21 protein-coding genes, 1 other RNA gene and 1 pseudogene are annotated in these 24,196 nt (G+C 66.9%); 11 read left to right on the top strand and 12 right to left on the bottom strand.

The window, feature by feature from the left end; genetic code table 11:
- Window positions 1-47 precede the first annotated feature (47 nt).
- The gene (gene putA / locus QKY98_RS03105; protein ID WP_284670324.1) at window positions 48-4,016 is read right to left on the bottom strand and encodes a trifunctional transcriptional regulator/proline dehydrogenase/L-glutamate gamma-semialdehyde dehydrogenase; all 3,969 of its coding nucleotides are present in this window, start codon (window positions 4,014-4,016) and stop codon (window positions 48-50) included.
- A 267-nt stretch (window positions 4,017-4,283) separates the two neighbouring features.
- Window positions 4,284-5,276: an LLM class oxidoreductase gene (locus QKY98_RS03110; protein ID WP_027600312.1), complete on the bottom strand. Its 993-nt coding sequence runs from the start codon at window positions 5,274-5,276 to the stop codon at window positions 4,284-4,286.
- A gap of 494 nt (window positions 5,277-5,770) precedes the next feature.
- Between QKY98_RS03110 and QKY98_RS23875 the strand changes: the two are divergent.
- Window positions 5,771-6,775: pseudogene (locus QKY98_RS23875) on the top strand (HAMP domain-containing protein); the annotation flags it as partial.
- Window positions 6,776-6,892: 117 nt separating this feature from the next.
- Window positions 6,893-7,633 (top strand): methyl-accepting chemotaxis protein, encoded by a 741-nt coding sequence (locus tag QKY98_RS23880; protein ID WP_377710203.1) that lies wholly within the window; start codon window positions 6,893-6,895, stop codon window positions 7,631-7,633.
- Between the two features lie 126 nt (window positions 7,634-7,759).
- Here the strand turns inward: QKY98_RS23880 and QKY98_RS03120 are convergent, their stop codons facing one another.
- Window positions 7,760-8,281, bottom strand: coding sequence for a nucleotidyltransferase family protein (locus QKY98_RS03120; RefSeq protein ID WP_394337603.1), 522 nt, complete (start codon window positions 8,279-8,281; stop codon window positions 7,760-7,762).
- A 292-nt stretch (window positions 8,282-8,573) separates the two neighbouring features.
- On the opposite strand from QKY98_RS03120, the gene QKY98_RS03125 reads away from it, so the two are divergent.
- From QKY98_RS03125 to QKY98_RS03135, 3 genes are read left to right on the top strand one after another with little or no spacing between them, the layout of a single operon-like run.
- Window positions 8,574-10,196: a methyl-accepting chemotaxis protein gene (locus tag QKY98_RS03125; RefSeq protein ID WP_284670325.1), complete on the top strand. Its 1,623-nt coding sequence runs from the start codon at window positions 8,574-8,576 to the stop codon at window positions 10,194-10,196.
- A gap of 51 nt (window positions 10,197-10,247) precedes the next feature.
- On the top strand, window positions 10,248-11,369 hold the full coding sequence (locus QKY98_RS03130) for a hypothetical protein (RefSeq protein ID WP_051399180.1): 1,122 nt from the start codon (window positions 10,248-10,250) through the stop codon (window positions 11,367-11,369).
- A gap of 11 nt (window positions 11,370-11,380) precedes the next feature.
- A complete protein-coding gene (locus QKY98_RS03135) occupies window positions 11,381-11,782 on the top strand; it encodes a type 2 periplasmic-binding domain-containing protein (protein ID WP_042135320.1) in 402 nt (133 codons plus the stop codon).
- 61 nt (window positions 11,783-11,843) lie between these two features.
- Here the strand turns inward: QKY98_RS03135 and QKY98_RS03140 are convergent, their stop codons facing one another.
- The 4 genes from QKY98_RS03140 to yrfG all read right to left on the bottom strand — a co-directional run bounded on the left by QKY98_RS03140 (window position 11,844) and on the right by yrfG (window position 16,725).
- On the bottom strand, window positions 11,844-14,168 hold the full coding sequence (locus tag QKY98_RS03140; RefSeq protein ID WP_284670326.1) for an FdhF/YdeP family oxidoreductase: 2,325 nt from the start codon (window positions 14,166-14,168) through the stop codon (window positions 11,844-11,846).
- A 16-nt stretch (window positions 14,169-14,184) separates the two neighbouring features.
- Window positions 14,185-15,000 carry a formate dehydrogenase accessory sulfurtransferase FdhD gene (fdhD, locus tag QKY98_RS03145; protein WP_284670327.1) on the bottom strand — a complete coding sequence of 272 codons (816 nt, stop codon included), beginning with the start codon at window positions 14,998-15,000 and terminating at the stop codon, window positions 14,185-14,187.
- A gap of 94 nt (window positions 15,001-15,094) precedes the next feature.
- Window positions 15,095-15,988 (bottom strand): LysR family transcriptional regulator, encoded by an 894-nt coding sequence (locus QKY98_RS03150; RefSeq protein ID WP_007161326.1) that lies wholly within the window; start codon window positions 15,986-15,988, stop codon window positions 15,095-15,097.
- 77 nt (window positions 15,989-16,065) lie between these two features.
- Complete coding sequence (gene yrfG, locus QKY98_RS03155; protein WP_027600319.1) at window positions 16,066-16,725, bottom strand: GMP/IMP nucleotidase; 660 nt, start codon at window positions 16,723-16,725, stop codon at window positions 16,066-16,068.
- Between the two features lie 63 nt (window positions 16,726-16,788).
- Here yrfG and nudE point away from each other — a divergent pair, with 63 nt between their 5' ends.
- Both nudE and cysQ read left to right on the top strand, forming a co-directional pair.
- On the top strand, window positions 16,789-17,355 hold the full coding sequence (gene nudE, locus QKY98_RS03160; protein ID WP_027598200.1) for an ADP compounds hydrolase NudE: 567 nt from the start codon (window positions 16,789-16,791) through the stop codon (window positions 17,353-17,355).
- Window positions 17,352-18,194: a 3'(2'),5'-bisphosphate nucleotidase CysQ gene (cysQ, locus tag QKY98_RS03165; protein WP_077171342.1), complete on the top strand. Its 843-nt coding sequence runs from the start codon at window positions 17,352-17,354 to the stop codon at window positions 18,192-18,194. The genes nudE and cysQ overlap by 4 nt, the downstream gene beginning before the upstream one ends.
- A gap of 5 nt (window positions 18,195-18,199) precedes the next feature.
- Here cysQ and QKY98_RS03170 read toward each other — a convergent pair whose 3' ends face one another.
- From QKY98_RS03170 to QKY98_RS03185, 4 genes are read right to left on the bottom strand one after another with little or no spacing between them, the layout of a single operon-like run.
- Complete coding sequence (locus tag QKY98_RS03170) at window positions 18,200-19,429, bottom strand: 2-octaprenyl-3-methyl-6-methoxy-1,4-benzoquinol hydroxylase (RefSeq protein WP_284670328.1); 1,230 nt, start codon at window positions 19,427-19,429, stop codon at window positions 18,200-18,202.
- A 19-nt stretch (window positions 19,430-19,448) separates the two neighbouring features.
- Window positions 19,449-20,630, bottom strand: a complete 1,182-nt coding sequence (ubiH, locus tag QKY98_RS03175) for a 2-octaprenyl-6-methoxyphenyl hydroxylase (protein WP_241808205.1) — start codon at window positions 20,628-20,630, stop codon at window positions 19,449-19,451.
- On the bottom strand, window positions 20,617-21,966 hold the full coding sequence (gene pepP / locus QKY98_RS03180) for a Xaa-Pro aminopeptidase (RefSeq protein ID WP_027598196.1): 1,350 nt from the start codon (window positions 21,964-21,966) through the stop codon (window positions 20,617-20,619). The genes ubiH and pepP overlap by 14 nt, the downstream gene beginning before the upstream one ends.
- 6 nt (window positions 21,967-21,972) lie before the next feature.
- The gene (locus QKY98_RS03185) at window positions 21,973-22,527 is read right to left on the bottom strand and encodes a UPF0149 family protein (RefSeq protein WP_284670329.1); all 555 of its coding nucleotides are present in this window, start codon (window positions 22,525-22,527) and stop codon (window positions 21,973-21,975) included.
- Window positions 22,528-22,625: 98 nt separating this feature from the next.
- Here QKY98_RS03185 and QKY98_RS03190 point away from each other — a divergent pair, with 98 nt between their 5' ends.
- The 4 genes from QKY98_RS03190 (at window position 22,626) to QKY98_RS03205 (ending at window position 24,042) form a co-directional block, all read left to right on the top strand.
- The gene (locus tag QKY98_RS03190; protein ID WP_007161334.1) at window positions 22,626-22,856 is read left to right on the top strand and encodes a TIGR02449 family protein; all 231 of its coding nucleotides are present in this window, start codon (window positions 22,626-22,628) and stop codon (window positions 22,854-22,856) included.
- Entirely contained in the window at window positions 22,853-23,161 is a 309-nt protein-coding gene (locus QKY98_RS03195; protein WP_007161335.1) for a cell division protein ZapA, read from the top strand. The genes QKY98_RS03190 and QKY98_RS03195 overlap by 4 nt, the downstream gene beginning before the upstream one ends.
- Before the next feature lie 58 nt (window positions 23,162-23,219).
- Window positions 23,220-23,397: non-coding RNA, 6S RNA (gene ssrS, locus QKY98_RS03200), on the top strand.
- A 9-nt stretch (window positions 23,398-23,406) separates the two neighbouring features.
- Entirely contained in the window at window positions 23,407-24,042 is a 636-nt protein-coding gene (locus tag QKY98_RS03205) for a 5-formyltetrahydrofolate cyclo-ligase (protein ID WP_042135309.1), read from the top strand.
- On the opposite strand, the gene QKY98_RS03210 is transcribed toward QKY98_RS03205, so the two are convergent.
- Window positions 24,009-24,173 (bottom strand): hypothetical protein, encoded by a 165-nt coding sequence (locus QKY98_RS03210; RefSeq protein ID WP_169742417.1) that lies wholly within the window; start codon window positions 24,171-24,173, stop codon window positions 24,009-24,011. The genes QKY98_RS03205 and QKY98_RS03210 overlap by 34 nt on opposite strands.
- Window positions 24,174-24,196: the final 23 nt, after the last annotated feature.

A 24,196-nucleotide genomic window follows, 5' to 3' on the forward strand; every position in this document is an offset into this window, starting at 1 on the left:
GCGTGCAGTGCCGGGAGGCGATGGTCACGCCTCCCAGCTCATACCCTTTAGCCAATCGTCATCAGACTCGCATTACCACCCGCCGCCGCGGTATTCACGCTCAGCGCGCGCTCGATGAGCAGGCGCTCCAGCGGAATGGCGGTCTCGCCGCGGGCCAGGCCCTGGACGCCGACGATGGGACCATTGCGCTTGGCCACCTGCTGGCAGACCTGGCGCAGCTGATCGGAATCGCCGTGGTGCAGGACCACCTCGAAGGCGACCTCGTCCTTGCGCCAGTCAGCCGCCACCTGAACCCGCGCGCGCACGGCGTGCGGCAGGCGCGTCAGCGTCGTCTTGTGGGCTTCCTCGACTAGGGCCGTGCTGCCCACCGCCATGACCGCCGCCAGTTGCAGCAGCAGATCGCTTTCGTCGGCCGCCAGGCACAGTACCCGGCTGCGCGGCAGCAGGCTGTAGCTGTTGCGCTCGCCGGTCGGACCCGGTAGCAGGCGGGTCAGGCCGCTCAGGGATTCCTCGGCGAATCTCAGGCAGGCCTGCTCCAGCTCGCCCAGGCCCTGTTGCTTGGCCCAGTCGTGCAGGGCGCCCAGCGGATTGCCGGCCTGCTGGCGCAGGGCATCGCGCACCTGCCATTCGGTCTCGCCGGTGCTGCCCTTGGCCAGGGCCACCGCGGGGTCGCCATCGGGACGGGTGCTGAGCAGGCGATATAGATACAGCGGGCCACCGGCCTTGGGGCCGGTGCCCGAGAGGCCTTCGCCACCGAAGGGCTGCACCCCGACCACCGCGCCGACCATGTTGCGGTTGACGTAGAGGTTGCCGGCATGGGCGCGCTCCACCACCTTGGCGATGGTCTCGTCGATGCGGGTGTGCACGCCGAAGGTCAGGCCATAGCCGGTAACGTTGATCTGGTCGATGACCTTGTCCAGGTCCTTGCGGCCATAGCGCACCACGTGCAGCACCGGGCCGAAGACCTCGCGCCCCAGTTCCGCCAGGCTCTCCAGCTCGATCAGGGTGGGCATGACGAAGGTGCCGCGGTGGATGGCATCGCCTTCCACGCGCCCGCCCTGGTGCACCCGGCGACCCTTACCGCGCAGGGTCTGGATGTGCTTGTCGATGGTGGCCTTGGCCTCGCCGTCGATCACCGGGCCGATGTCGATGGCCAGATTCTCCGGATTGCCCAGGCGGCATTCGGCCATGGCGCCCTTGAGCATTTCCAGCACGCGATCGGCCACGTCGTCCTGCACGCAGAGCACGCGCAGTGCCGAGCAGCGCTGACCGGCGCTGTCGAAGGCGGAGGCGACCACGTCGGCCACCACCTGCTCGGCCAGGGCCGAGGAGTCGACGATCATGGCGTTTTGGCCGCCGGTCTCGGCGATCAGCGGGATCGGCCGGCCCTGGGCGTCCAGGCGTCCGGCGATGTTGCGCGCCAGGATCTGCGCCACCTCGGTGGAGCCGGTGAACATCACGCCCTTGACCCGCACATCGTTGACCAGGGCGGCGCCGATGGTCGAGCCCTCGCCCGGCAGCAGTTGCAGCACGCCTTCGGGGATGCCGGCTTCCAGCAGGATACGCACGGCCTGGGCGGCGATCAGCGGGGTCTGCTCGGCCGGCTTGGCCAGCACGGTGTTGCCGGCGGCCAGGGCCGCGGCGATCTGGCCGCTGAAGATGGCCAGGGGGAAGTTCCAGGGGCTGATGCAGACCACCGGACCCAGCGGGCGGTGGCTGTCGTTGGCGAAGTCACGGCGCACCAGGGCGGCGTAGTAGCGCAGGAAGTCCACCGCCTCGCGCACCTCGGCGATGGCATTGGCGTAGGTCTTGCCGGCCTCGCGCACCAGCAGGCCCATCAGCGGCTGGATCTGCGCCTCCATCAGTTCAGCGGCGCGATCCAGGGCGGCGGCGCGCTGCTCGGGCGGCGTGGATTGCCAGATGGGTGCGGCGGCCAGGGCTTCTTCCAGGGCGATGTCGACATCGGCTCGGGTGGCGTTGCTGACCTGGCCGACGCGATCGCGGCGATCGGCCGGATTGAGCACCGGTTGCGCAATCGACGGCTCGCTGGCGCGACCCAGCAGCGGGCGGGCTTCCCAGGCGGTGTTGCCACTGGCCAGCAGGGCCGCGGACAGCGAACCCAGGCGGTGTTCGCTGGACAGGTCCAGACCGCTGGAATTGCAGCGCTCGGCGCCGTACAGGGCGCTGGGATGGGGAATGCGCGGATGCGGCAGGCCGATGGCGCCTTCGTTGGTGGACTGCTGCTCGATCTGCACCACCGGATCGGCCACCAGCTCGTCGAGGGAGATGGAATGGTCGGCGATGCGGTTGACGAAGGAGGTGTTGGCGCCGTTTTCCAGCAGGCGGCGGACGAGGTAGGCCAGCAGCGTCTCGTGGGTGCCCACCGGGGCATAGATGCGGCACGGCCGTGCCAGCTTGCCGTCCTTGACGCTGCCCACCACCTGCTCGTACAGCGGCTCGCCCATGCCGTGCAGGCACTGGAATTCGTACTGGCCGGGGTAGTAGTTCTGCCCGCCGAGCTGGTAGATGGCGGCCAGGGTGTGGGCGTTGTGGGTGGCGAATTGCGGGTAGATGGATTCCGGCGCCGCCAGGAGCTTGCGGGCGCAGGCCAGGTAGGCCACGTCGGTGTAGACCTTGCGGGTATAGACCGGATAGCCCTCCAGGCCTTCCACCTGGGCGCGCTTGATCTCGCTGTCCCAGTAGGCACCCTTGACCAGCCGGATCATCAGGCGGCGACGGCTGCGCCGAGCCAGGTCGATCAGGTAGTCGATCACCAGCGGGCAGCGCTTCTGGTAGGCCTGGATGACGAAGCCGATGCCGTTCCAGCCGGCCAGTTGCGGTTCGAAGGACAGGCGCTCCAGCAGATCCAGGGAGATCTCCAGGCGATCGGCTTCCTCGGCGTCGATGTTCAGGCCGATGTCGTAGCGCTTGGCCAGCAGGGTCAGTTCCAGCAGGCGCGGATAGAGCTCGCTCATCACCCGGTCGTACTGGGCGCGGCTGTAGCGCGGATGCAGTGCCGAGAGCTTGATGGAGATGCCAGGGCCTTCGTAGATGCCACGGCCATGGGAGGCCTTGCCGATGGAGTGGATGGCCTGCTCGTAGGAGGCCAGGTAGCGGCGGGCATCGGCCTCGGTCAGGGCGGCTTCGCCGAGCATGTCGTAGCTGTAGCGGAAGCCTTTCGCCTCGAACTTGCTGGCGTTGGCCAGGGCCTCGGCGATGGTCTCGCCGGTGACGAACTGCTCGCCCATCAGGCGCATGGCCATGTCCACGCCCTTGCGGATCACCGGCTCGCCGCTCTTGCCGATGAGGCGATTGAGCGAACTGGTGAGGCCGGCCTCGTTGTGGGTCGAGACCAGGCGGCCGGTCAGCAGTAGGCCCCAGGTGGCGGCGTTGACGAACAGCGAGGGGCTGTTGCCCAGGTGCGGCTGCCAGTTGCCGGTGCTGATCTTGTCGCGGATCAGCGCATCGCGGGTGCCCTTGTCGGGGATGCGCAGCAGGGCTTCGGCCAGGCACATCAGGGCAACGCCTTCCTGGGACGACAGCGAGAATTCACGGAGCAGACTCTGCACCATTCCGGAGCGCCCGGTTGCACCCTTGGCATTACGCAGCTTCTCGGCGATGCGGTGAGCCAGTTCATGGGTGGCCTTGGCCTGGGCTGCCGGCAGGCGCGCCTGCTCCAGCAGCAGCGGCAGCAGCTCTTCTTCCGGCCGGCGATAGGCCGCGGTGATGGCCGAGCGCAGTACCGATTGCGGCAGGATGCTTTCGGCGAATTCCAGGAAGGGCTGGTAGACCGGATCGGCCAACGCCTCGACGGCTTCGTTGTCACCCTCGGCCAGGCGCTGGGCGATGCCCTGCAGATCGGCCAGGGTCGCGCCGCTTTCCAGGGTTTCCAGGTAGGTGAAGATGGCCTGCTTGATCAGCCAGTGGGGCGTCCGGTCGATACGGCGCGCCGCTTCCTTGAGGCGATCGCGGGTGGCTTCGTCGAGCTTTACGCCCAGGGTGGTGGTAGTGGCCATGCGCAGGTCCTCAAGCAAGAAGGCGTCGAAATTCGGCGCAGCTTAGCGCCGCTCGAAAGAAAAGTGCAACCAAGTGCAACCCGCAAGGTTGTACCGTCGATCCGGTTGCACCAAAAGCTGGGTAACAGAACGGAAGGTTATGCAGAGATCAGGCCAAGGGGTGCGACCCGGTTGAACCCCTACCACAGGGGAATCGCCTGCCCAGGTGACGACGGCCGGGAATCGTTAGCCAGGCAAGTGTTACCTGGCGCCACACCGCGACGATCGCTACGGCTGCAGGGAAGGAAAGTGCGGGAGCACGAATTCGCCCAGTTCCTGGACCACTTCGCTGGCCGGACGCCGTGAGGGCCGCAGGTTGAGGGCCAGGTGATTGACGCCGGCTTCCTGCAACTGACCAAGGTAGTCCACCAACGCCCGCCGCCCGCAGGACAAGCCGGCATGGATGGGCCGAGGCGGCTGAGCCGGATCGCTGGCCAGCTCGAAGAACAGCCCCTGGGCGAAGGGCTTGAACAACTCGCGCCCGCCGATCTCGTCCAGCGCCTCGCGCCAGACCCGCGTCAGCGCCGGAACATGTTCGGCCGGTACGAAGTAATAGAACCAGCCATCGGCCTTGGCGGCGATCCAGTCCACCGTTTGCCGACTGCGCCCGGTGACCAGCGCCGGAATGCGCCCATGCACGGGTTTGGGCACCAGATCGGCCAGCCCCTGCAGATCGCCGAAGCGGCGAAAGGCCCCCAGCGGGAAATTAGTCTCGCCGGCCAGGCGAAACATCTCGAAGGCATCGCGAAAGCGCTCGCCCCGCCGCTCGAATTCACTCTCCAGGCCAAAGGCCGGGTATTCCACCGGGCGATCGCCGGAGGCCACCCCCAGCACCAGCCGGCCATCGCTCAACTGGTCGACCGAAGCCGCCATCTTGGCCAGGTGCAGCGGATGGCGCAGGGTGATGACGGCGCTGCCGGTGGCCAGGGTCAGGTGCTGGGTGATGCCCGCCAGATAGCCGAGATAGGTGAAGGGCTCGAACACCTGGCCGGCATCGTTGAAGCCGGGATCGTAGAAGGGCACGTCGCGCGCCCAGAGCGCCGCGAAGCCCAGCTGGTCGGCCAGCCGCGCCAGGCGGGCGTGGTCGCGCAGAGTCGGCATGGGATCGTCGGGATAGCCCTCCAGTGGCAGCAGAAAGCCCAGGGTCAGGCGACCGGGTGCGAACAGCCGCGAAAAGCCCGGATGCTGAAGAAAGGCGCGGCGACGCTCCGTGGTGGACATGGGGATTCCTTGCCGGAGAGGGAAAGCGAATGACCTTCTATGGAGTCTAGCGCCCTTCCAGGGTTCGCCGGACAGTCGATGAGAGCGGCGAAGGTGGTCATCGCCATCTGCGCGAGCGGGAGCCGCTGGCCGCCAGCGAAGAACCGTCCTGCCAAATCCACTTCTCTCCGGATACAGGCCAGCGCCTCTGCTCCTGCCTTTTGGTCATATCTCTAAAGCCAGACTAATAAAAAGCAATCCCTCAACTAACACGGATTGTCCAAGGCCAAATTTCGACAAAAAATTCTATATATATCAATAGCGCTAACAGCGAATGCCTGGAAACGAAATCACTCTTGATATTGATATATAAGAATTAGACTTACCATTATTTAAAGGTTGTAAACACCTAACTTTTTTACATTACCCTCGGCTAGAATCCGACGCCCTCCGCCCCTCTCAAACTCCGGAACTTTCCGCCGAACATTGGAAATAGCCCCATGAAGATGAGCAACATGAGTGTTCGTACGAAGCTGTTTTCCGGCTTTACCATCCTGATCATTCTGTCCCTGGCTATCGCCTATGCCGGCTGGGACGGCATCCAGGCCCTGGGCCGACGCGGCAACCTGATCGAACAGTTCACCCAAATCGGTCTACTCGCCCGCGACATGCGCAATGCCCGCAAGGATTTCGCCCTCATGCCGGAAGCCGACCAGGCCGCTCGCTGGAAAGGCGGCATCGATGCCCTCGAACAGCAACTAGAGAATGTCCGTCCACTGTTCAAACGTCCGGAAAGCACAGCACTACTGGCCCGTACCGAACAGACCCTCAGGGAATACCGCGATATCTATCAGCAGGCGCTGAAGGTGACCCAGGATCGCACCACCGCGATCCAGGACATTCGCGATACGGGCGACATGATGGACCAGCGATTGCAGGAGGCATCCAGCGCCCTGGATCGTGAGCGCGATCAAGCCAGCGCCCAGCTGCCCTCCCTGCTGGCGGCGCTGCAGCAACTGCGGATCCACTTGCACCTCTATGTGCTCAAGTCCGCCGGGCCACAACAGGAAGCCTTGCTGGCGTCCCTGACCAAGACCGGTGACGTGCTCAAGACCTTGCCTCCGACCCCGGAATTGCAGCAGCTGCCAGGACTTCTCGACCAGTATCAGCGTCAGGTCCAGCAGCTGTTCAGCGTCCAGAAGGCGTACCAGGACGTCAATCAGGGGCTCTACCAGCATATTCAGATGTTGCTCAAGACCTCCGACGAGATGAAGCAGCTACAGAGCCAGTTCCGCCTCGACGATATCCGCGAAGCCAAGCTGATGCTCTTTGGCGGGCTGCTGCTGGCGGTACTGCTCAGCCTGGTCGCGGCCTGGGTCATCACCCGCTCCATCGTGACGCCGCTGCGCCAGACCCTGGTGACCGTGGAACAGCTCGCTGCCGGCGACCTGACCGTGCAGATCGAGGCAGCGCGCAAGGACGAGATCGGCCAGTTGCAGGCGGCCATGCAGCGCATGATCGTCAATCTGAGCGACCTGATCCGCGAGCAGAAGGACGGCGTCATCCAGGTCGCCAGTGCCGCCGAAGAACTCTCCGCCGTCACCGAGCAGACGCGCGCTGGCGCCTCGGCGCAGAAGATGGAGACCGAGCAGATCGCCACCGCCATGCAGCAGATGAGCGCCACCATCAACGAGGTGGCGCGCAATGCCGAACAGGCGTCGACCACCGCCCGCGAGGCCACGCTCAAGACCCGGGAGGGTGACGAGATGGTCAACCAGGTCGCCACTCAGATTCAGAGCCTGGCCCAGGAAGTGGACAGCACCCAGGCCACCATGGAGTTGCTCAGGCAGGATGCCGACCGCATCGGCGGCGTGCTGGACGTGATCAAGGCGGTCGCCGAGCAGACCAATCTGCTGGCGCTCAACGCCGCCATCGAGGCCGCTCGCGCCGGTGAAGCCGGACGTGGCTTCGCCGTGGTCGCCGACGAGGTGCGCGGCCTGGCGCAGCGTACGCGCACCTCCACCGACGAGATCGCCAGCCTCATCACCCGACTGCACGGCAGCACCGACAAGATGAGCGCCGCCCTCGACCGCAATATCGAACTGACCGGCGAAAGCGTCGACCTGACCCGCCAGGCAGGCGTGGTGCTGGGCAGCGTCAGCAGTGCGGTGAGCGAGATCGAGGCCATGAACGAGCAGATCGCCACCGCGGTCGAGCAACAGAGTGCGGCCAGTGAAAACATCAGCCGCAGCGTGGTCAAGGTCCACGAAGTGGCCGACCAGACCGCCGCCGCCACCGAGAAAACCGCCGGCTCCAGCACCGAACTGGCCAACCTGAGCCTGCAGCTGCAAGAGCTGACGTCGCGCTTCAGGGTCTGAGACCCGGGCCAGGCGATGCTCGGGAATCGCCTGGCCGCACCCCGGCCGCAAGGCTTCGAACTCGATCGGGCCGCGCTGCCGGAAAGCCACGGGCGACGCGCCTGACCTACACCCGCGCGAGTCCCCTCACGCGGTCTGAATACGCAACCGCGGCCAACGCTCCAGCCAGCCCTTGGTCGCGAGTCTCTGGCGAAAGGCTTCGGGTCGTGGACGCCAGGGATTGGGCGTGAGATGCAGGGCGAAGAGCCCTTCCTGGGCGAAGGGGCTGACGACTTCGAGCTCGCCGTCGGCGGTCAGGCGCGCGGCCAGGGCCGTTTCCACCTCGGGCCAGTGGGCCATGGCATCCCGGCAGTCGCGATAAGGTCGATCGCCGTTACGCAAATGCATCCGCGCCTGATTCTTCACTGACCAGGGCCAGCCCGGCGCCTGCGCCGCCAACAGCGCTTCGATTTCCCTGTCCCGCTCGGGCCGGCAGTCAGTCGCGTCGAAATAGATGACATCCAGATCCGCCAGCGGCGTCGACTCGGCGTGGCCATGCAGTCGATCCCACACCAGGTTGCGTACGAAGCCCGCGGCCAGCCAGGCGTCGGGCAGGTGCAGGTCGGCGAGGACGCGCAGCAGGCGCAGACGCTCGGCGTCAGTCTTCAACCAGGACGCTATCTGGGAGAACTCCGGGGTCATGGCACGGCTACAGAGTCGGAAAATCCCGAAGATGACCGTCTACACCCGCTTTCGCAACGTCCATCGCCAATAATCGCAATAACCTTTGGCCCTCTTAAGTTTTACAAACAGATGTCGAAAATGTGACGGCTTCGCTTGATCACGTTTGCGAGGCCAACAGGACGTGGTGACCGGTCAGGACATGACCACTGGCAGCCCTCGCTGAATAGAGGGCGCCGCACCTCGCTGCTCGCTACTGCCCAAGCTTTCCGAGGTGTAGATGTTCCGTAACCTGTCGCTGACGCTCAAGCTGTCGCTGCTGCCCGCTGCCGCTCTGCTGGGCCTGCTGCTCTACGTGGCCTACACCTCGGCCCAGCTGGCTGGCAACGATCAACGCCTCGACCAGCTGGAAAATCACAGCTATCCGCTGCTGGAAAAGGCTGACGCCGTACTGTTCCAGTTTTCCCGTTTGCCCGGCCTGTTCAACAGCGCGGTGACCGCTAGTGAGCTGGAAACCCTGGGCGAGGCGCGCAAGGTAGTCGATGACATCGACCACCGCCTGCAGGAAATGGCCGACCTCACCCGTCAGACCTCGGCGCGCAACGACGAGATATCCGGCTGGCGCCAGGGCATCCATCGCTATGCGGACAATGCCCTGGGCGCCTCCGAGCAGCTGATCAAGGGCAGCGGCTCCTTCGACTCCCTGCGACCCAACCTGGACCGCATGGCCACGGATCTCGCCGCCGCCCAGCAGCTGGGCACCACCCTGCGCAGCCATGCCTATACCGACTTCCAGCAGACCCTGGCCCAGGCTCGCGACCAGAACGCCGACACCACCCGGGTGGGTATCTGGCTGAGCCTGCTACTGGTGGTGATCCTGGCCGGCGCCGCGGTGCTGACCATCCGCAGCGTGCTCAGCAGCGTGCGCGAGGTGATCGCCTCGCTGCGCGCCATCGCCGAGGGCGACGGTGACCTCACCCGCCGCCTGCAGGTCGGTTCGCGGGACGAGATCGGCCAGATGACCGCGCTGTTCAACGTCTTTCTCGATCAGTTGCAGGGCACCATCAAGGCCATCGTCGACGCCGCCCATCCGCTGGGGCAGGTGTCCGGCGAGCTCTATAGACTCACCCAGACGGTGGAGAACAACGCCCGTTCCCAGCAGGGTCACACCGAGTCCATCGGCCGTGACATCCAGACCATGAACACCAACCTGCACGAGGTAGCCGACCGCTCGCGCGAGGCCGCCGACCAGGCCTCCGCCGCGGCCGAGCAGTCCGCCGCTGCCCGTACCAGCATCGGCCAGCTGTCGCGCAACATGGGCGAACTGGACGACAGCGTGCGCCAGTCGGCCGAGTCCATGCAGCAGCTGGAACAGGAAACCCGCCAGGTCGGGCTGGTGCTGGACGTGATCAAATCCATCGCCGAGCAGACCAATCTGCTGGCGCTCAACGCCGCCATCGAGGCCGCGCGCGCCGGTGAACAGGGCCGCGGCTTTGCCGTGGTGGCCGACGAGGTGCGCAATCTGGCGCAGAAGACCGCGCGCTCCACCGCCGAGATCCAGCAGATCATCGAACGCCTGCAGGGCAACGCCCAGCGCGTGCTGCAGGCCATGCAGGGCAGCCATACCCAGGCGCAGGTCAGCGCCAGCAGCTCCCAGGCCGCCACTGCCATGCTCGAAGGCATCGCCCAGGCCGTGGCGCGCATCAATGACTACAACGCTCAGATCGCCCTGCTCACCGGCGAGCAGCTGAGCCTTTCCGATTCGATCAGCAGCGACACCCGCCGCCTGCAGAGCGATACCCAGTCCAGCGCGGACAGCACCACCGCCACCGCCCGCATGGGCGAGCAGCTGGTGGTGGTCGACACCGATCTCCGGCAGGCGACCTCGCGCTTCCGCATCTAGCTATCCCTCTACCGCCTTTCCCTATACCGAGAAACCTCTAGGAGCACTTCCATGGCTTTTGCACGTCTGCTCGCCTTCGGCGCGGCCCTCACCTGCGCGGGATCCGCGCTCGCCCTCGATCAGGGTGACTATCGCTTCAACGGCTTCGGCACCGCCGGCATCACCCACCTGGGCGGCGAAGACGACGGCCGCAGCTTCGGCATCAATGGCCAGACCAACGACCACTGGCGCGGCGATCAGCTGAGCAAGCTGGGCGGCCAGTTCCAGTACGGCCTGACCGACAAGCTGGACGCCACCGTGCAGGTCACCGCCAAGGCCGAGCAGGACCAGTGGAAGGCCAACCTGGAATGGGCCTACCTGGCCTTCCACGCCACCGACAACCTGACCTTCCGCGCCGGCCGCCTGCGTACGCCGGTGTTCATGTATTCCGAGACCCTGGACGTGGGTATCACCTACCCCTGGCTGCGCCTGCCCGACGAGGTCTACAGCCAGGTGCAGGTCTCCAACTACGAAGGCGCCGATGCCCTTTGGAGTCTGCCGGTCGCCTTCGGCACCCTGAACCTCCAGGTGAGCGGGGGCCAGGCGGTCAATCGCAACTACTTCGTCAACGACGACCTCTACGACATCGACTACAAGCGCATCGCCGCCGCCAACGTCAGCCTGGCGACCAACGAGTACGGCACCGTGCGCCTGGCCTACACCGAGTCCAGCATCGACCTGCACTATCCGTTGCTGACCCTGGACGACCAGAAGGGCAAGTTCACCTCGCTCGGCTACCAGTACGACAACGGCACCTGGCTGACCAGCAACGAATGGACCCGCCGCGTCATCGAGGGTGACAACCAGGGCAGCAGCAACGCCTTCTACCTGATGGCCGGTCGCCGCTTCGGTGACTTCCTGGCGCATGTGACCTACGCCCAGCTGGATGAGGAACGCGCCGGCCGCCAGAGCTCCTGGACTTACGGCCTGAACTACAACATCACCCCCAGCCTGGTGCTCAAGAGCGAATACAAGCGCGTCGACACCACCGGCGGCTACAACGGCACCTTCGTCAAGACCGACAACGAGAGCATCGCCAATGCCGTCTACGACCGCAGTGGCGGCCGCTTCGGCGCGCCGGCCCGCAACTTCGACGGCGACATCATCAGCATCGGCCTCGACTTCATCTTCTAAGGAATCCGCCCATGAGTTCTCTCCGCCTGCTCACCGGCGCCGCCCTGCTGTTCAGCGCCAGCCTGGTCCACGCCGAAGTCGCCGTGATCGTCAATCCGGCCGCCACCAAGACGCCTGGCCAGGAGGAAGTGGCCAACATCTTCCTCGGCAAGGACAAGTCCCTGAAGGGCGTCGACCAGAAGGACTGGTCGGCCACCAAGGAAACCTTCTATGCCAAGGTCGCCAACAAGAACGAAGCCCAGCTGAAGTCCTACTGGTCGGGCCTGGTGTTCACCGGCAAGGGCCAGCCGCTGCCCAGCGTGGCCGGCGACGCCGCCGTGGTCGCCCAGGTGGCCGGCGAAGCCGATGCCATCGGCTACGTGGACAAGGCCGCGGTCACCGATAAGGTAAAGGTGCTCTTCACCCTGCAGTGATCAGCGCAGCGCCATGAAAAAAGCCGTCTTAACGACGGCTTTTTTCGTTTCCGGGAGAGCGTCAGGCCACCGAGGCAATGCGGTTGCCGGCGCTGGCTTTTTCGACCTTGATGGCGACGAACTTGGAGGTGGGCGTGAAGCTGCCCTCGCCGTAGCTTTCCAGGGGCACCAGCGGATTGGTCTCCGGGTAGTAGCCGGCTGCCTGGCCAACCGGGATGTCGAACGGCAGCGCAGTGAAGCCGCGGACCCGGCGTTCGAGGCCGTCGTCCCACAGGGCGACCAGATCCACCTTTTCGCCGGCGGCCACGCCCAGGCGATCCAGATCGGCCTGGTTGACGAAGACCACGTCGCGCTGGCCCTTCACGCCGCGATAGCGGTCGTCGAGGCTGTAGATGGTGGTGTTGTACTGGTCGTGGGATCTCATGGTCTGCAGGATCAGGTCGGGCTTGATGCCCTGGCGGCGGACCGCGTCCGGCAAGAGGTCATGCAACAGCGCATTGGCCGCGAAGTTGGCCTTGCCGGTGGGGGTGTTCCACTCCCGGCGTCCGGCCTTGTTGCCCAGGTAGAAGCCGCCGGGTGCGGCGAGACGCGCGTTGAAGTCCTGGAAGCCGGGAATGACGTCGGCGATCAGGTCGCGGATGCGGTCGTAATCCTCGATCAGCCAGTCCCAGTCCACCGGATGGTTGCCCAGGGTGGCCTTGGCCAGGCCGGCGACGATGGCCGGCTCGGACTTCATCTGCGTCGACAGCGGCCGCAGGATACCGGCCGAGGCGTGCACCATGCTGAAGCTGTCTTCCACGGTGATCGCCTGCTTGCCACCCCTCTGCACGTCCATCTCGGTGCGGCCCAGGCAGGGCAGGATCAGCGCCTGGCGACCGGTCACCAGGTGGCTGCGGTTGAGCTTGGTGGCGATATGCACGGTCAGGTCGCACTTGCGCAGCGCCCTGTGGGTGCGCGGGGTGTCCGGGGTCGCCTGGGCGAAGTTGCCGCCGAGGCCGATGAACACCTTGGCCTTGCCCTGCTCCATGGCGGCGATGGCCTCCACGGTGTTGTGACCACGATTGCGTGGCGGCTCGAAGGCGAAGCGCCTGGCCAGGGCGTCGCTGAGCCAGGCCGGGGCCTTCTCGTCGATGCCCATGGTGCGGTCGCCCTGGACGTTGCTGTGGCCGCGCACCGGGCAGAGGCCGGCGCCGGGCCGGCCGATGTGGCCGCAGAGCAACTGCAGGTTGGCGATCTCCTGCACCGTGGCCACCGAGTGGCGGTGCTGGGTGATGCCCATGGCCCAGCAGATGATGACCTTCTCGGCGCGGGCATACATGCGCGCGGCCTGCTCGATCTCGTGCAGCGACAAGCCCGACTGGCGCTCGATCAGCTCCCAGGAGGTGGCGTCGACCTGGGCCAGGTAGTCATCCATGCCCAAGGTGTGGGCGGCGATGAAATCGTGGTCGAAGACGCGCTTGGCGCCCTTGGCAGCGGCTTCGCGCTCCCACTGCAGGAGGTACTTGGCGATGCCGCGCAGCGCCGCCATGTCGCCGCCCAGAGCCGGACGGAAGTAGGCGGTGTTGGTCGGCCGCGAGTCGTTGGTGAGCATCTCCAGCGGACTTTGCGGGTGCTGGAAGCGCTCCAGGCCCCGCTCCTTGAGCGGGTTGAAGCAGACCACCTGGGCACCGCGCTTCACCGCGTTGCGCAGGGTCTCGATCATGCGCGGGTGGTTGGTGCCCGGGTTCTGGCCGATGACGAAGATGGCATCCGCCTCGTCCAGGTCGTGATAGGTCACGGTGCCCTTGCCGACGCCGATGCTGCGGCCCAGGCCCACGCCGCTGGCCTCGTGGCACATGTTCGAGCAATCGGGGAAGTTGTTGGTGCCATAGGCGCGCACGAACAGCTGATAGAGGAAGGCCGCCTCGTTGCTGGCGCGCCCCGAGGTGTAGAACTCGGCTTCGTCGGGACTGGCCAGGGCCTTGAGCTCCTTGGCGATCAGCGCGAAGGCGGCGTCCCAGGCGATGGGCACATAGCGATCGGTGGCCGCGTCATAGCGCAGCGGCTCGGTCAGCCGGCCCTGGTATTCGAGCCAGTAGTCGCTCTGCTCCAGCAGCGAGGTCACGCTGTGGCGAGCGAAGAAGGCGGCATCGACGCGGCGCTTGGTGGCTTCCCAGTTGACCGCCTTGGCGCCGTTCTCGCAGAACTTCACCAGGCCGTTTTCCGGGGCCTCGCCCCAGGCGCAGCCGGGGCAATCGAAGCCATGGTCCTGGTTGGTCTTGAGCAGGGTCCGCAGATTCTTGAAGGCGTTGCCGCTGTCGAGCCAGAAGTGCACCACGCTCTTCAGGGCGCCCCAGCCGGCGGCGGGGCCTTGATAGGGTTTGAAGGACTGCTGAGGTTTGTTCATGGCGATTCCCGTGGGATCAAGGGGCCACCGGCGCCGGGGCATAGACCCGCGGCGGCGACCGGTGTGGCAGATGGATCAGATTGAGACGATGACGGCGCGCCCACTCCACGGCCAGCCCGGTGGGCGCCGACAGAGTGATGAGGGTGACGAGTCCGGCCCGCACCGCCTTGTGGATGAGTTCGAGGCTGCAACGGCTGGTGACCACCACGCAGCCCTCGCGCACCGGCTGGCGCTGGCGCAACAGGGCGCCGATCAGCTTGTCCAGGGCGTTGTGGCGACCGATGTCCTCGCGGCACAGGGTCAGTTCGCCCTGGCCGTCGATGAACAGCGCGGCATGCACCGCCCCGCTGCGCTGGCCCAGGTCCTGGGCGGCATCGATGCGCTGGCGCAGGTCGTGCAGGTGAGCGGCCGGTGGCAGCGGCACCTTGCGCAGGCGATCCAGCTGCGGCAGCGCCTGTTCCAGGGCCTCGACCCCGCACAGGCCGCAGCCACTGGTGCCGGCCAGCTGGCGGCGCTGCTGCTTGAGCGCCCAGAAAGTACGGCTGCTGATCTCGACGTCGACATTGAGGGCTTCGCCAACGCGCCGCACCTGGATGCCATAGATGTCGTCGATGGCATCGACGATACCGGCGCTGAGGCTGAAACCGACCACGTAGTCTTCCACGTCGGCCGGCGTCGCCATCATTACCGCATGGCTGATGCCGTTGTAGGCGATGGCCAGCGCCACCTCCTCGGCCAGCGGCTGTTCGCCGCGCACGGCAGGCTGCTCCAGCTCGGCGAAGGCATAGCCGGCGGGGGGCGCGGCAACGAGGTCTGGCGAATCCTGGGACATGGGCGAAAACGACCTGCGGCGGTTTGACACAGATCAAAGATTAACCAGCACATCCCGGGGCGTCTAATCGCTATGACCGATGCCTTGATAAACGCTATCTATCACTCTCGGCATAGAGCGCCTTGACCGCCTGGAAACAGGCATCGGCGACCGCCAGTCGGGGTTCGGTCCGACGAATGAGCAGCCCCAGGGGCGCCAGGGTGCGGGCCGTGGCGATGGGGATCAGCCGCGCATGGGGGGTGAGCCGATCGAAACCGCCGGCCAGGGGCACCACGGCGCAGCAGAGACCGGCATTGACCGCCTGCAGGAGCAGATAGACGGCGTCGGTCTCCAGCACCGGCTGTGGCGTCAACCCCAGGCTGCGAAAGCCATGGTCCACCGACTGGCGGAAATGCATGGCGCCGGTAAGCAGGCCGAGCGGCAAGCCGGCCACCGCCTGCCAATCCAGCGCGGCCTGGTCGAAGCTGAAATGCCGCTCGTCATAGAGCAGGCCCATGCGCGTCTCGGTCAGGGTCAGGCTGTCGAAGCGCGCCGGATCCAGGTGTTCCAGGTAGGAGATGCCCAGCTCCAGGCGATTGCTGGCCACGGCTTCGAGGATGCGCTCGGTGCTGAGCACCTGCAGCTGGAAATGCAGCTTGGGGTGCAGCAGGCGCAGGTGCTGCAGCAGCGGCATGGGATCGAAGCTGGCCAGCGGCACCAGGCCGACCCTCAGGGTGCCCACCAGTTGCCCCTGGAAGGCCTGGGCCTCGGCATAGAGACCGTCATGGGCGGCCATCAGGGTGCGCGCCCAGGCGAGGATGCGCTGCCCCGCCTCGGTGAATCCCTCGAAGCGCTGCCCGCGACGCACCAGCTCCACGCCCAGCTCGTCTTCCAGGCCACGCAGGCGCATGGACAGGGTCGGCTGGGTGACGTGGCAGCGCGCCGCCGCCTGGCCGAAGTGACGCGTCTCGTCCAGGGCGATGAGAAAACGCAGTTGCTTGATATCCACTGATTACCTCCGGGCGCTCTGACCCCTCTCCCCCCGGGAGAGGGCCGGGGTGAGGGTCGCCAGGACGGCGGCAATCCTCACTGCGGCAGCAGCTCGCGATAATCCCGCACCGCCTCGAACTCCTCGCTGTCCTTGGGACCGCGCCGGCTGTCCGGCTCGTGGATCGCCAGCAGGTGGGCGACGCCATAGTCGCGGGCGCTGCGCAGGATCGGCAGGTTGTCGTCGATGAACAGGGTACGCGCCGGATCGAAGGCGAAGTCGGCCTGCAGGGCGTGCCAGAACTGCTGTTCTTCCTTGGGGAAGCCGTAGTCGTGGGAGCTGATCAGCCGGTCGAAATAGGGCGCCAGCTCGATGCGCTCCAGCTTCAGCGACAGGGAATCGCGGTGGGCGTTGGTGATCAGCGCCACCCGCTTGCCGGCGCGTTGCAGGGCGGCGAGAAAGGTGTCGGCGTCCGGCCGCAGGGCGATCAGGTGGGCGATCTCCTCCTTGAGTTCGCGCATGGAAAAGCCCAGCTCGGCGCTCCAGAAGTCCAGGCAGTACCAGGTCAGCTTGCCCTGGTGGCTACGAAACAGCGGCTCCAGCTCGGCCTTGGCCAGCGCCAGGGACTGGCCGTGGCGCTCGGCATAGCGCTGCGGCAGGTACTCCAGCCAGAAATGGTTGTCGAAATGCAGATCGAGCAGGGTGCCGTCCATGTCTAGCAACACGGTATCGATACGGCTCCAGTCGAGAGGGGTCATGGTGACTCCGGATCATGTAACAGGCGGGTTATCATACCCGTCCGCCCAGCCCAGGAGCCGTCCATGCGCCAGAAACCCACTGTTCTCGCCCGACAGATCGTGGCCAAGAGCCGTCTGTTCACCGTCGAGGAGATGCAGTTGCGCTTCGCCAACGGCGAGGAGCGCACCTACGAGCGCCTGGCCAACAAGGGCACCGGTCATGGCGCGGTGATGGTGGTGGCGCTGCAGGACGCCACCCACGCCCTGCTCATCGAGGAATACTGCGGCGGCGTGGAAGACTACGAGCTGTCGCTGCCCAAGGGCCTGGTGGAGCCGGGCGAAGAGATCCTCGACGCCGCCAATCGCGAACTCAAGGAAGAAGCCGGCTTTGGCGCGCGCCAACTGGAATACCTCACCGCCCTGTCGCTGAGCCCGGGCTACATGAGTCAGCGCATCCACGTGGTGCTGGCCCGCGACCTCTATCCCGAGCGCCTGCCGGGCGACGAACCCGAGCCCCTGGAAGTCAGCAGCGTCGACCTGCGCGAACTGTCGCAGCTGGTGCAGAATCCGCGCTTTTCCGAAGGCCGCGCCCTGGCCGCCCTCTACCTGGTGCGCGACCTGCTCACCCAACGCGGAGAACTGCCGGCATGATGGCGCCCGTTTCCATTACCGCGCCCCTGGTGCTCAACGTCATCGACCTGGTGCGCCAGGCCGGCGCGGCCATCCTGCCCCATTGGCGCCAGGGCGTGGCGGTGCGGCAGAAGAGCGACGACTCGCCGGTGACCGCCGCCGACCTCGCCGCCCACCGGGTGCTGGCCGAAGGCCTGGCGCGCCTGACCCCGGACGTGCCAGTGCTGTCGGAAGAAGCCTGTGACATCCCCTTCGCGGCGCGCAGCGCCTGGGACGTCTGGTGGGTGGTCGACCCCTTGGACGGCACCAAGGAATTCATCGACGGCAGCGAGGAATTCACCGTCAACGTGGCCCTGGTCGAGCGCGGCCAGGTGATCTTCGGCGTGGTCGGCATCCCCACCCGGGACGTCTGCTTCAGCGGCGGCCGCGAACTGGGCGCCTTCCGCATCCAGGGCGAGGACGGCGTCGAGATCGGCGTGCGCACCCAACCGGAAGAAGCCTTCACCGTGGTCGCCAGTCGCCGCCACGGCAGTCCGGCGCAGCAGCGGCTGCTGGAAGAACTGGACACCACCCTGGGCGAACCCAAGCTGGTCAGCGTCGGCAGCTCGCTCAAGTTCTGCCTCCTGGCCGAAGGCCTGGCCGACTTCTATCCCCGGCTCGCCCCCACCTCCCAGTGGGACACCGCCGCCGCCCAGGGCGTGCTGGAAGGCGCCGGCGGCGAGGTCCTGACCCTGGACGGCCAGCCCCTCACCTACGAGATGCGCGAGTCCTTTCTCAATCCGCACTTCCTCGCCCTGCCCCGCGAGGCCACCTGGCGGCAGCAGGTACTGGAGCTGGCCGGAGCCCTGGGCGACGCCTGAGGCCGCTAGGCCACTACCTTGGCCAACTCCGGCACATCGCCGGACAGGCCCAGGGCGCGGCGCACGAACAGGGCCTTGGCTTCGAAATGGCGATCGACCTGCTTGAGCGCGGCGTTGCGTAGCCAGCGCAGCGGCAGGCGGTCGTCCTGGAACAGCCGCTGGAAGCCTTCCATCGCCGCCATCATCGCCAGGTTGTGCGGCATGCGGCGGCGCTCGTAGCGCTCCAGCACCCGCTGCTCGGCGATGGATTCGCCGCGCGCCTGGGCATGGCGCAGTTCCTCGGCCAGCACCGCGGCGTCGAGAAAGCCCAGGTTGACGCCCTGCCCGGCCAGCGGGTGGATGACGTGGGCGGCATCGCCGATCAGGGCCAGACCGGGTTCCACATAGCGCTTGGCATGGCGCTGGCGCAGCGGGATGCACAGCCGTGTGTCGCTGCACTCCACCTTGCCCAGGCGCTGCTCGAAGGCCTCGCCCAGGGCCTGGCAGAAGGCCGCGTCGTCCATGGCCATCAGCCGCTCGCCCTGCTTGGGCGTGCAGGACCAGACGATGGAGCACCAGCGGGTATCGCCACCGCGGTCCAGCGGCAGGAAGGCCAGCGGGCCGTCATCGGTGAATCTTTGCCAGGCGGTGCGCTGGTGCGATTCGGCGCAGCGCACGCTGGTGACGATGGCATGGTGCAGATAGTCCCATTCGCGGGTTTCCAGCCCGGCCAAGCGGCGCACGGCGGAGTTAGCGCCATCGGCAGCCACCACCAGGGGCGCACGGATCTGACGGTCGCCGGCCAGTTGCACCAGCCACTGATCGCCGGAGCGACGCAGCAATTCCAGGCGCGCCTCGGGCAGGAGCAGGACGTTGGCCTCGGCCAGGCGTTCGAGCAGAGCATCCTGCACCGCGCGGTTCTCGACGATGTGGCCGAGTACCTCGGCGTGCACGCTGGCGGCATCGAAATGCACGGCGCCGGTGCCGGAGCCGTCCCATACGTGCATCGCCTGGTAGGGACTGACACGCCGCGCGAGAATGCCGTCCCAGGCGCCCAGGCGCTGCAGGATGCGCTGGCTGGCCAGCGACAGGGCGCTGACCCGGGGTTCGAAGGGCAGGTCGCTCTCGACCGCGCCGGGGGTGAGCGGGCCGCGGTCGAGCAGCACCACCGACAGGCCGCTGTCGGCCAGGGCCAGGGCCAGGGCGCTGCCGACCATACCGGCACCGACGATCACCAGATCCGCATGGGTCAGCATGCTCGTTTCTCCTCGCAGGTCAGGGACGGGTACCCAGGCCCATGGCCTGGCGGGCGAAGGCACTCTTGGCCGGCGGGCACAGCTCCAGGCCGACCAGGCCTAGGTTGCGCCCGGCACTGAGCCAGGGCCGGCTGTTGGAAAACAGCCGGGTGATGCGATCGGAAAAGCCGATGGTCAGCTGCTGGTCCAGGCGCTGGCGCTGCAGATAGTCCTGCAGGGTGGCGAAGTCGCCGGGCGCCGCGGCGCTCTCCAGCAGGCACTCGGCCAGACTGTCGACGTCGCGCAGGGACAGGTTGAAGCCCTGGCCGGCAATGGGGTGCAGGCTGTGGGCGGCATTGCCCAGGACCACCAGGTGCGGGCGGACCTGTTCGTTGGCCTCCAGCAGGGTCAGCGGATAGGCATGGCGGGTGCCGACCTGGGTGAAGCTGCCGAGGCGATAGCCCACCGCCTGCTGCAATTCGGCGAGAAAGACGGCAGCGGGCGCCTGTTGCAGTCGCAGGGCCTCGCCGTCCGGCTGGGTCCAGACCAGGGCGCTGCGCTGGCCCGGCAGGGGCAGCAGCGCCAGGGGGCCGTGGGGCGTGAAGCGCTCGAAGGCGCGCCCGCCATGGCCGAGATTGGTCGAGACGTTGGCGATCAGCGCGGTCTGCTCATAGACCGTCCGCCGCACCTCGATGCCGAGGGACTCGCGCAGCGCCGAGCGGCCGCCGTCGGCCAGTACCGCCAGGCCGCATTCGAGGATGTCGCCATCCTCCAGCTCCAGGCGATAGCCGTCGGCAACGGCGGTGAGCGTGCGTACCTCGGCCGGGCAGCGCCATTCCACCACCTCGCGATCCAGCGCCTGCCAGAGCACCTGGCCGATCCAGGCGTTCTCCACCACATAGCCCAGCGCTGGCAGGTTCTCGTCGCGGGCGAGCAGCTGGGTCACGCCGAAGCGGCCCTGGTCGGAGACCTGGATCTCGCGGATCGCCTCGGCATGCTCGGCCAGGGCCTCCCAGACGCCGAGGCGCTGGTAGATCAGCCGCGAGCCGTAGGAGAGCGCCGAGGAGCGGGCATCGTAGCTGGGCTGATAGGTGTCGCCGGGGGCGAAGGGCTCCACCAGCAGGATGCGCCAGCCGCGCGCCTTGGCCCCTGCCTGCAGGGCCAGGGCCAGACTGGCGCCCACCAGGCCGCCACCGATGATGGCGATATCAGGACGTTGCATGAGCGTTCTCCCGGCGGTCGCGCGCGGCCGCCATCAAGCCTTCGATCTCCGCGGCCGCCTTGGGCAGGCCGGCGGTCAGCACCTCGCAACCACTGCGCGTCACCAGCACCTCGTCTTCGATGCGGATGCCCAGGCCGCGCCATTTGCGCGGCACCTCGGCCTCCACCGGGATGTAGAGTCCGGGCTCCACGGTCAGCACCATGCCCGGCTCCAGCATCCGCCACTGATCGCCGATGCGGTATTCGCCGACGTCGTGGACGTCCAGCCCCAGCCAGTGTCCGGCGCGGTGCATGTAGAACTCACGACAGGCGCCGGCCTCGATCAGCGCATCCAGTTCGCCCTGCAGCAGCCCCAGGGCTAGCAGCCCCTCGGTGATCACCCTGACCGTGGCTTCGTGGGGTTCGTTCCAGTGCCGTCCGGGCGCGACGCAGGCGATGGCGGCCTGGTTGGCGGCCAGCACGATGTCGTACAGCTGCCGCTGCTCCGGCGAGAAGCGGCCATTCACCGGAAAGGTGCGGGTCACGTCGCTGGCATAGCACTCCAGCTCGCACCCGGCATCGATCAGCACCAGGTCGCCGTCGCGCAGAGGGGCATCGTTGGCCTGGTAGTGCATGACGCAGGCATTGGCCCCGGCGGCGACGATGGAGCCATAGGCCGCCAGCCGGGCACCGCCCTGGCGGAAGCAGTAGTCCAGCTCCGCCTCCAGGTGATACTCGCGCAGTCCCGGTCGGCAGGCCTGGATGGCGCGCAGGTGGGCGGCGCAGGTCAGCTCGGCGGCGGCCTTGAGCAGACGCACCTCGGCGGCCGACTTGTACAGCCGGCTGTCGTGCAACAGGGTATCCAGCGCCAGCAGCTCCCGCGGCGGCGAGGCGCCCTGGTCGGCCTTGGCGCGGATCAGTTCGATCCAGTTGAGCAGTTGCCGCTCGAATTCCGGATGGGCGCCCATGGCGTAGTAGACCCGCTCACGCCCCTCCAGCAGCCCGGGCAGGATGTCGTCCAGATCGCCGATGGGAAAGGCATCGTCGGCGCCATAGTCGGCCAGTGCCCCTTCCTGACCGGCGCGCCGGCCCTCCCAGCGCTCCAGTTCCGCGTCCCGCTCGCGACAGAACAGCAGGTATTCACCGTGGGCCCGGCCGGGAATCAGCACGGCCAGGGCCTCGGGTTCGGGAAAGCCGGTGAGGTACTGGAAGTCGCTGTCCTGGCGATAGGGTTGTTCGATGTCGCGATTGCGCAGGCACACCGGAGCGGCGGGCAGCAGGGCGATGCCGCCGTGGCCGATCTCGGCCATCAGGGCGCGGCGGCGACGGGCGAATTCGGCCTTGTGGATCCGCGGCATGGCCGCTCAGTGCACCACGGGTGCGGGTTCGGGAATGGGACCGCGGCCGTATTCGCCATAGAGCAGCAGCGGGGCGACGCGCAGGTACTCGGTGACTTCCATGAAGTCGTTCTCGCCCTCTTCGCCTTCCTCGGCCGGCTCCTGGATCTGGGCGATGGCCGCCAGGTCCTCGAGCACCTCGCTCGCCTCGCCGGAGACCTCGCCGGTGCGGCCGGACAGGCCGAAGCCGGCGAGGAAGCCCTGACACCACTGACCCAGGGCCGCGGTGCGCTCGGCGAGCGGCACCTCGTCCGGCGGCAGCATCAGCACTAGGGCCACCTGCTGGCCGGCGAATTCCTGCTGCACCATGCCCAGCAGACCCGAGAGCGCCGCCTGCAGACGCTCGCCCGGCGCGCCACCGAGCAGCTCGCTGGCCGCGGCCAGCCAGTCGTTCTCGTCGAAGCCCGCGCCCCCGCAGACCCGCCCGAGCAGGTGACCGTGGAGTTCGGCGGGCGAGACCGGCAGAGCGGCCTCGGCGAGCAGGGTGGCGAAGGCGGCGTAGGCGGATGCTGAGCTGGACATGGCGTCGAGGTGAGGCGCTGGCTAGAATGAAGCCTTATCCTACGCGCTGACCCCGCCGGCGGCCAATCTCGTTGCACCCTTCTGGAGCTGTAGCCCTCATGCGCGAGTCTCGCGACACGCCCCTCGACGCCGATCTGGAAGCCCTCGGTGACCGTGTGGAGCGCCTGCTCCTGCGTCTCGAGGAATTGCAGCGGCAGAATCGACAACTGCGCCAGGGCGAGCGCAACTGGCGCCAGGAGCGCGCCGAGTTAATCGAGAAGAACGAATTGGCCAGATCGAAGGTCGAAGCGATGATTTTACGCCTGAAAGCCTTGGAGCAGGACTCATGAGCATCGAGACCGTGACCGTCCAGATACTGGAAAAGGAATATCGCATCAGCTGCCCGGCTGACGAGCGCGCCAACCTGGAGAGCACCGCTCGCTACCTGGACGGCAAGATGCGCGAGATCCGCGGCAGCGGCAAGGTCATCGGCGCCGACCGCGTGGCCGTGATGGCCGCCCTCAACATCACCCACGAACTGCTGCACCGCCAGGACGACGTCAGCCTGGAAGTCAGTAGCACCCGCGAGCGGGTTCGCGATCTGCTGGATCGCGTCGACCGGGCGCTGATCACCGAACACGACACCACCGCCTGATCGCCGACCGGGGACAGGTGGGGGTTTGCATCCCGGCTCAGGGGCGTATACTGGAGATCACTCTCTGGTGTGTGCGCCAGTCGGTCATGTCCCCGAGCCGATAAGCAACACCCCGGGGGTTGCTCGTCAGACTGGTGTGCATGTCCGCTACGGCGGAAAGCCTAAAGGTCTACGACTTCTCCCACCTTGAACCAAGGGTTCAAGGGCTACACCGGCAGCGGCATTCCGGAGAGCTCATTTCCTTCATGACCACCCCGCCTTCCCCCGATCTCAGCAGGCCCGCGCTGCGCAAGCTCCTTCGCCAGCGACGTCGCGCCCTCACCCCTGTTCAGCAACGCCAGGCCGCCCGCCAACTCTACCGGCAGCTCGCGCAGCATCCGCTGTTTCGCCGTGCCCGGCACATCGCCTTCTACCTGCCGAGCGATGGCGAGATCGATCCGCGTCCGCTGCTCGAGGAAGCCCAGCGCCGCGGCAAGGCCACCTACCTGCCGGTGCTGTCCCGCTGGCCGCGGACGGCGATGATCTTTCAGCGCGTGGGTCGTGGCGAATCCTGGGTGCGCAATAGATTCGGCATCGCCGAGCCGCGCCCGGATCGGCGCCTGGGTCGCCCGACCTGGGCCCTGGACCTGATTCTGATGCCACTGGTGGGTTTCGATCCCCAGGGCGGACGCCTGGGCATGGGCAAGGGCTTCTACGACCGCAACCTGGCCTATCTGGCGCGCCGGCGGCAATGGCACAGCCCGCAGCTGATCGGCTGTGCCCATGAATGTCAGAAGGTGGAGCGGCTGGCACTGGCGGCCTGGGACGTGCCCATGGCGGCCGTGGTGAGCGATGACGGCTGGTACGCTCAGCGTACGGGCGAGACTTCCCGCGCCGGCTGAGTGTCGCTGGCATAGCGGGCGTATTGCTGGCTCTGGCGCTGCTCCCAGAAGCTCTGGGTGTACCCGGTGGTGACGACACCCAGGGTAAAGATCAGGACCAGCACCCACAACAGATCAGGTTTGCGTTTCATCGAGCTGGGCCACCCCCTTGCTG

The sequence above is a fragment of the Pseudomonas sp. HR1 genome (assembly GCF_030175875.1).
In the GTDB taxonomy this organism is placed as follows: Bacteria; Pseudomonadota; Gammaproteobacteria; order Pseudomonadales; family Pseudomonadaceae; genus Chryseomonas; species Chryseomonas oryzihabitans.

Excerpts from the sequence above, each read along its gene's own strand:
- QKY98_RS23880 (WP_377710203.1), top strand. The coding sequence starts at position 6,893 with ATGGAGACCGAGCAGATCGCCACCGCCATGCAGCAGATGAGCGCCACC.
- QKY98_RS03130 (WP_051399180.1), top strand. The coding sequence starts at position 10,248 with ATGGCTTTTGCACGTCTGCTCGCCTTCGGCGCGGCCCTCACCTGCGCG.
- QKY98_RS03140 (WP_284670326.1), bottom strand. The coding sequence starts at position 14,168 with ATGAACAAACCTCAGCAGTCCTTCAAACCCTATCAAGGCCCCGCCGCC.
- nudE (WP_027598200.1), top strand. The coding sequence starts at position 16,789 with ATGCGCCAGAAACCCACTGTTCTCGCCCGACAGATCGTGGCCAAGAGC.
- putA (WP_284670324.1), bottom strand. The coding sequence starts at position 4,016 with ATGGCCACTACCACCACCCTGGGCGTAAAGCTCGACGAAGCCACCCGC.
- QKY98_RS03210 (WP_169742417.1), bottom strand. The coding sequence starts at position 24,173 with ATGAAACGCAAACCTGATCTGTTGTGGGTGCTGGTCCTGATCTTTACC.
- QKY98_RS03190 (WP_007161334.1), top strand. The coding sequence starts at position 22,626 with ATGCGCGAGTCTCGCGACACGCCCCTCGACGCCGATCTGGAAGCCCTC.
- QKY98_RS03195 (WP_007161335.1), top strand. The coding sequence starts at position 22,853 with ATGAGCATCGAGACCGTGACCGTCCAGATACTGGAAAAGGAATATCGC.
- ubiH (WP_241808205.1), bottom strand. The coding sequence starts at position 20,630 with ATGCAACGTCCTGATATCGCCATCATCGGTGGCGGCCTGGTGGGCGCC.
- cysQ (WP_077171342.1), top strand. The coding sequence starts at position 17,352 with ATGATGGCGCCCGTTTCCATTACCGCGCCCCTGGTGCTCAACGTCATC.
- QKY98_RS03135 (WP_042135320.1), top strand. The coding sequence starts at position 11,381 with ATGAGTTCTCTCCGCCTGCTCACCGGCGCCGCCCTGCTGTTCAGCGCC.
- QKY98_RS03185 (WP_284670329.1), bottom strand. The coding sequence starts at position 22,527 with ATGTCCAGCTCAGCATCCGCCTACGCCGCCTTCGCCACCCTGCTCGCC.
- QKY98_RS03110 (WP_027600312.1), bottom strand. The coding sequence starts at position 5,276 with ATGTCCACCACGGAGCGTCGCCGCGCCTTTCTTCAGCATCCGGGCTTT.
- QKY98_RS03170 (WP_284670328.1), bottom strand. The coding sequence starts at position 19,429 with ATGCTGACCCATGCGGATCTGGTGATCGTCGGTGCCGGTATGGTCGGC.
- QKY98_RS03205 (WP_042135309.1), top strand. The coding sequence starts at position 23,407 with ATGACCACCCCGCCTTCCCCCGATCTCAGCAGGCCCGCGCTGCGCAAG.
- QKY98_RS03125 (WP_284670325.1), top strand. The coding sequence starts at position 8,574 with ATGTTCCGTAACCTGTCGCTGACGCTCAAGCTGTCGCTGCTGCCCGCT.
- pepP (WP_027598196.1), bottom strand. The coding sequence starts at position 21,966 with ATGCCGCGGATCCACAAGGCCGAATTCGCCCGTCGCCGCCGCGCCCTG.
- fdhD (WP_284670327.1), bottom strand. The coding sequence starts at position 15,000 with ATGTCCCAGGATTCGCCAGACCTCGTTGCCGCGCCCCCCGCCGGCTAT.
- yrfG (WP_027600319.1), bottom strand. The coding sequence starts at position 16,725 with ATGACCCCTCTCGACTGGAGCCGTATCGATACCGTGTTGCTAGACATG.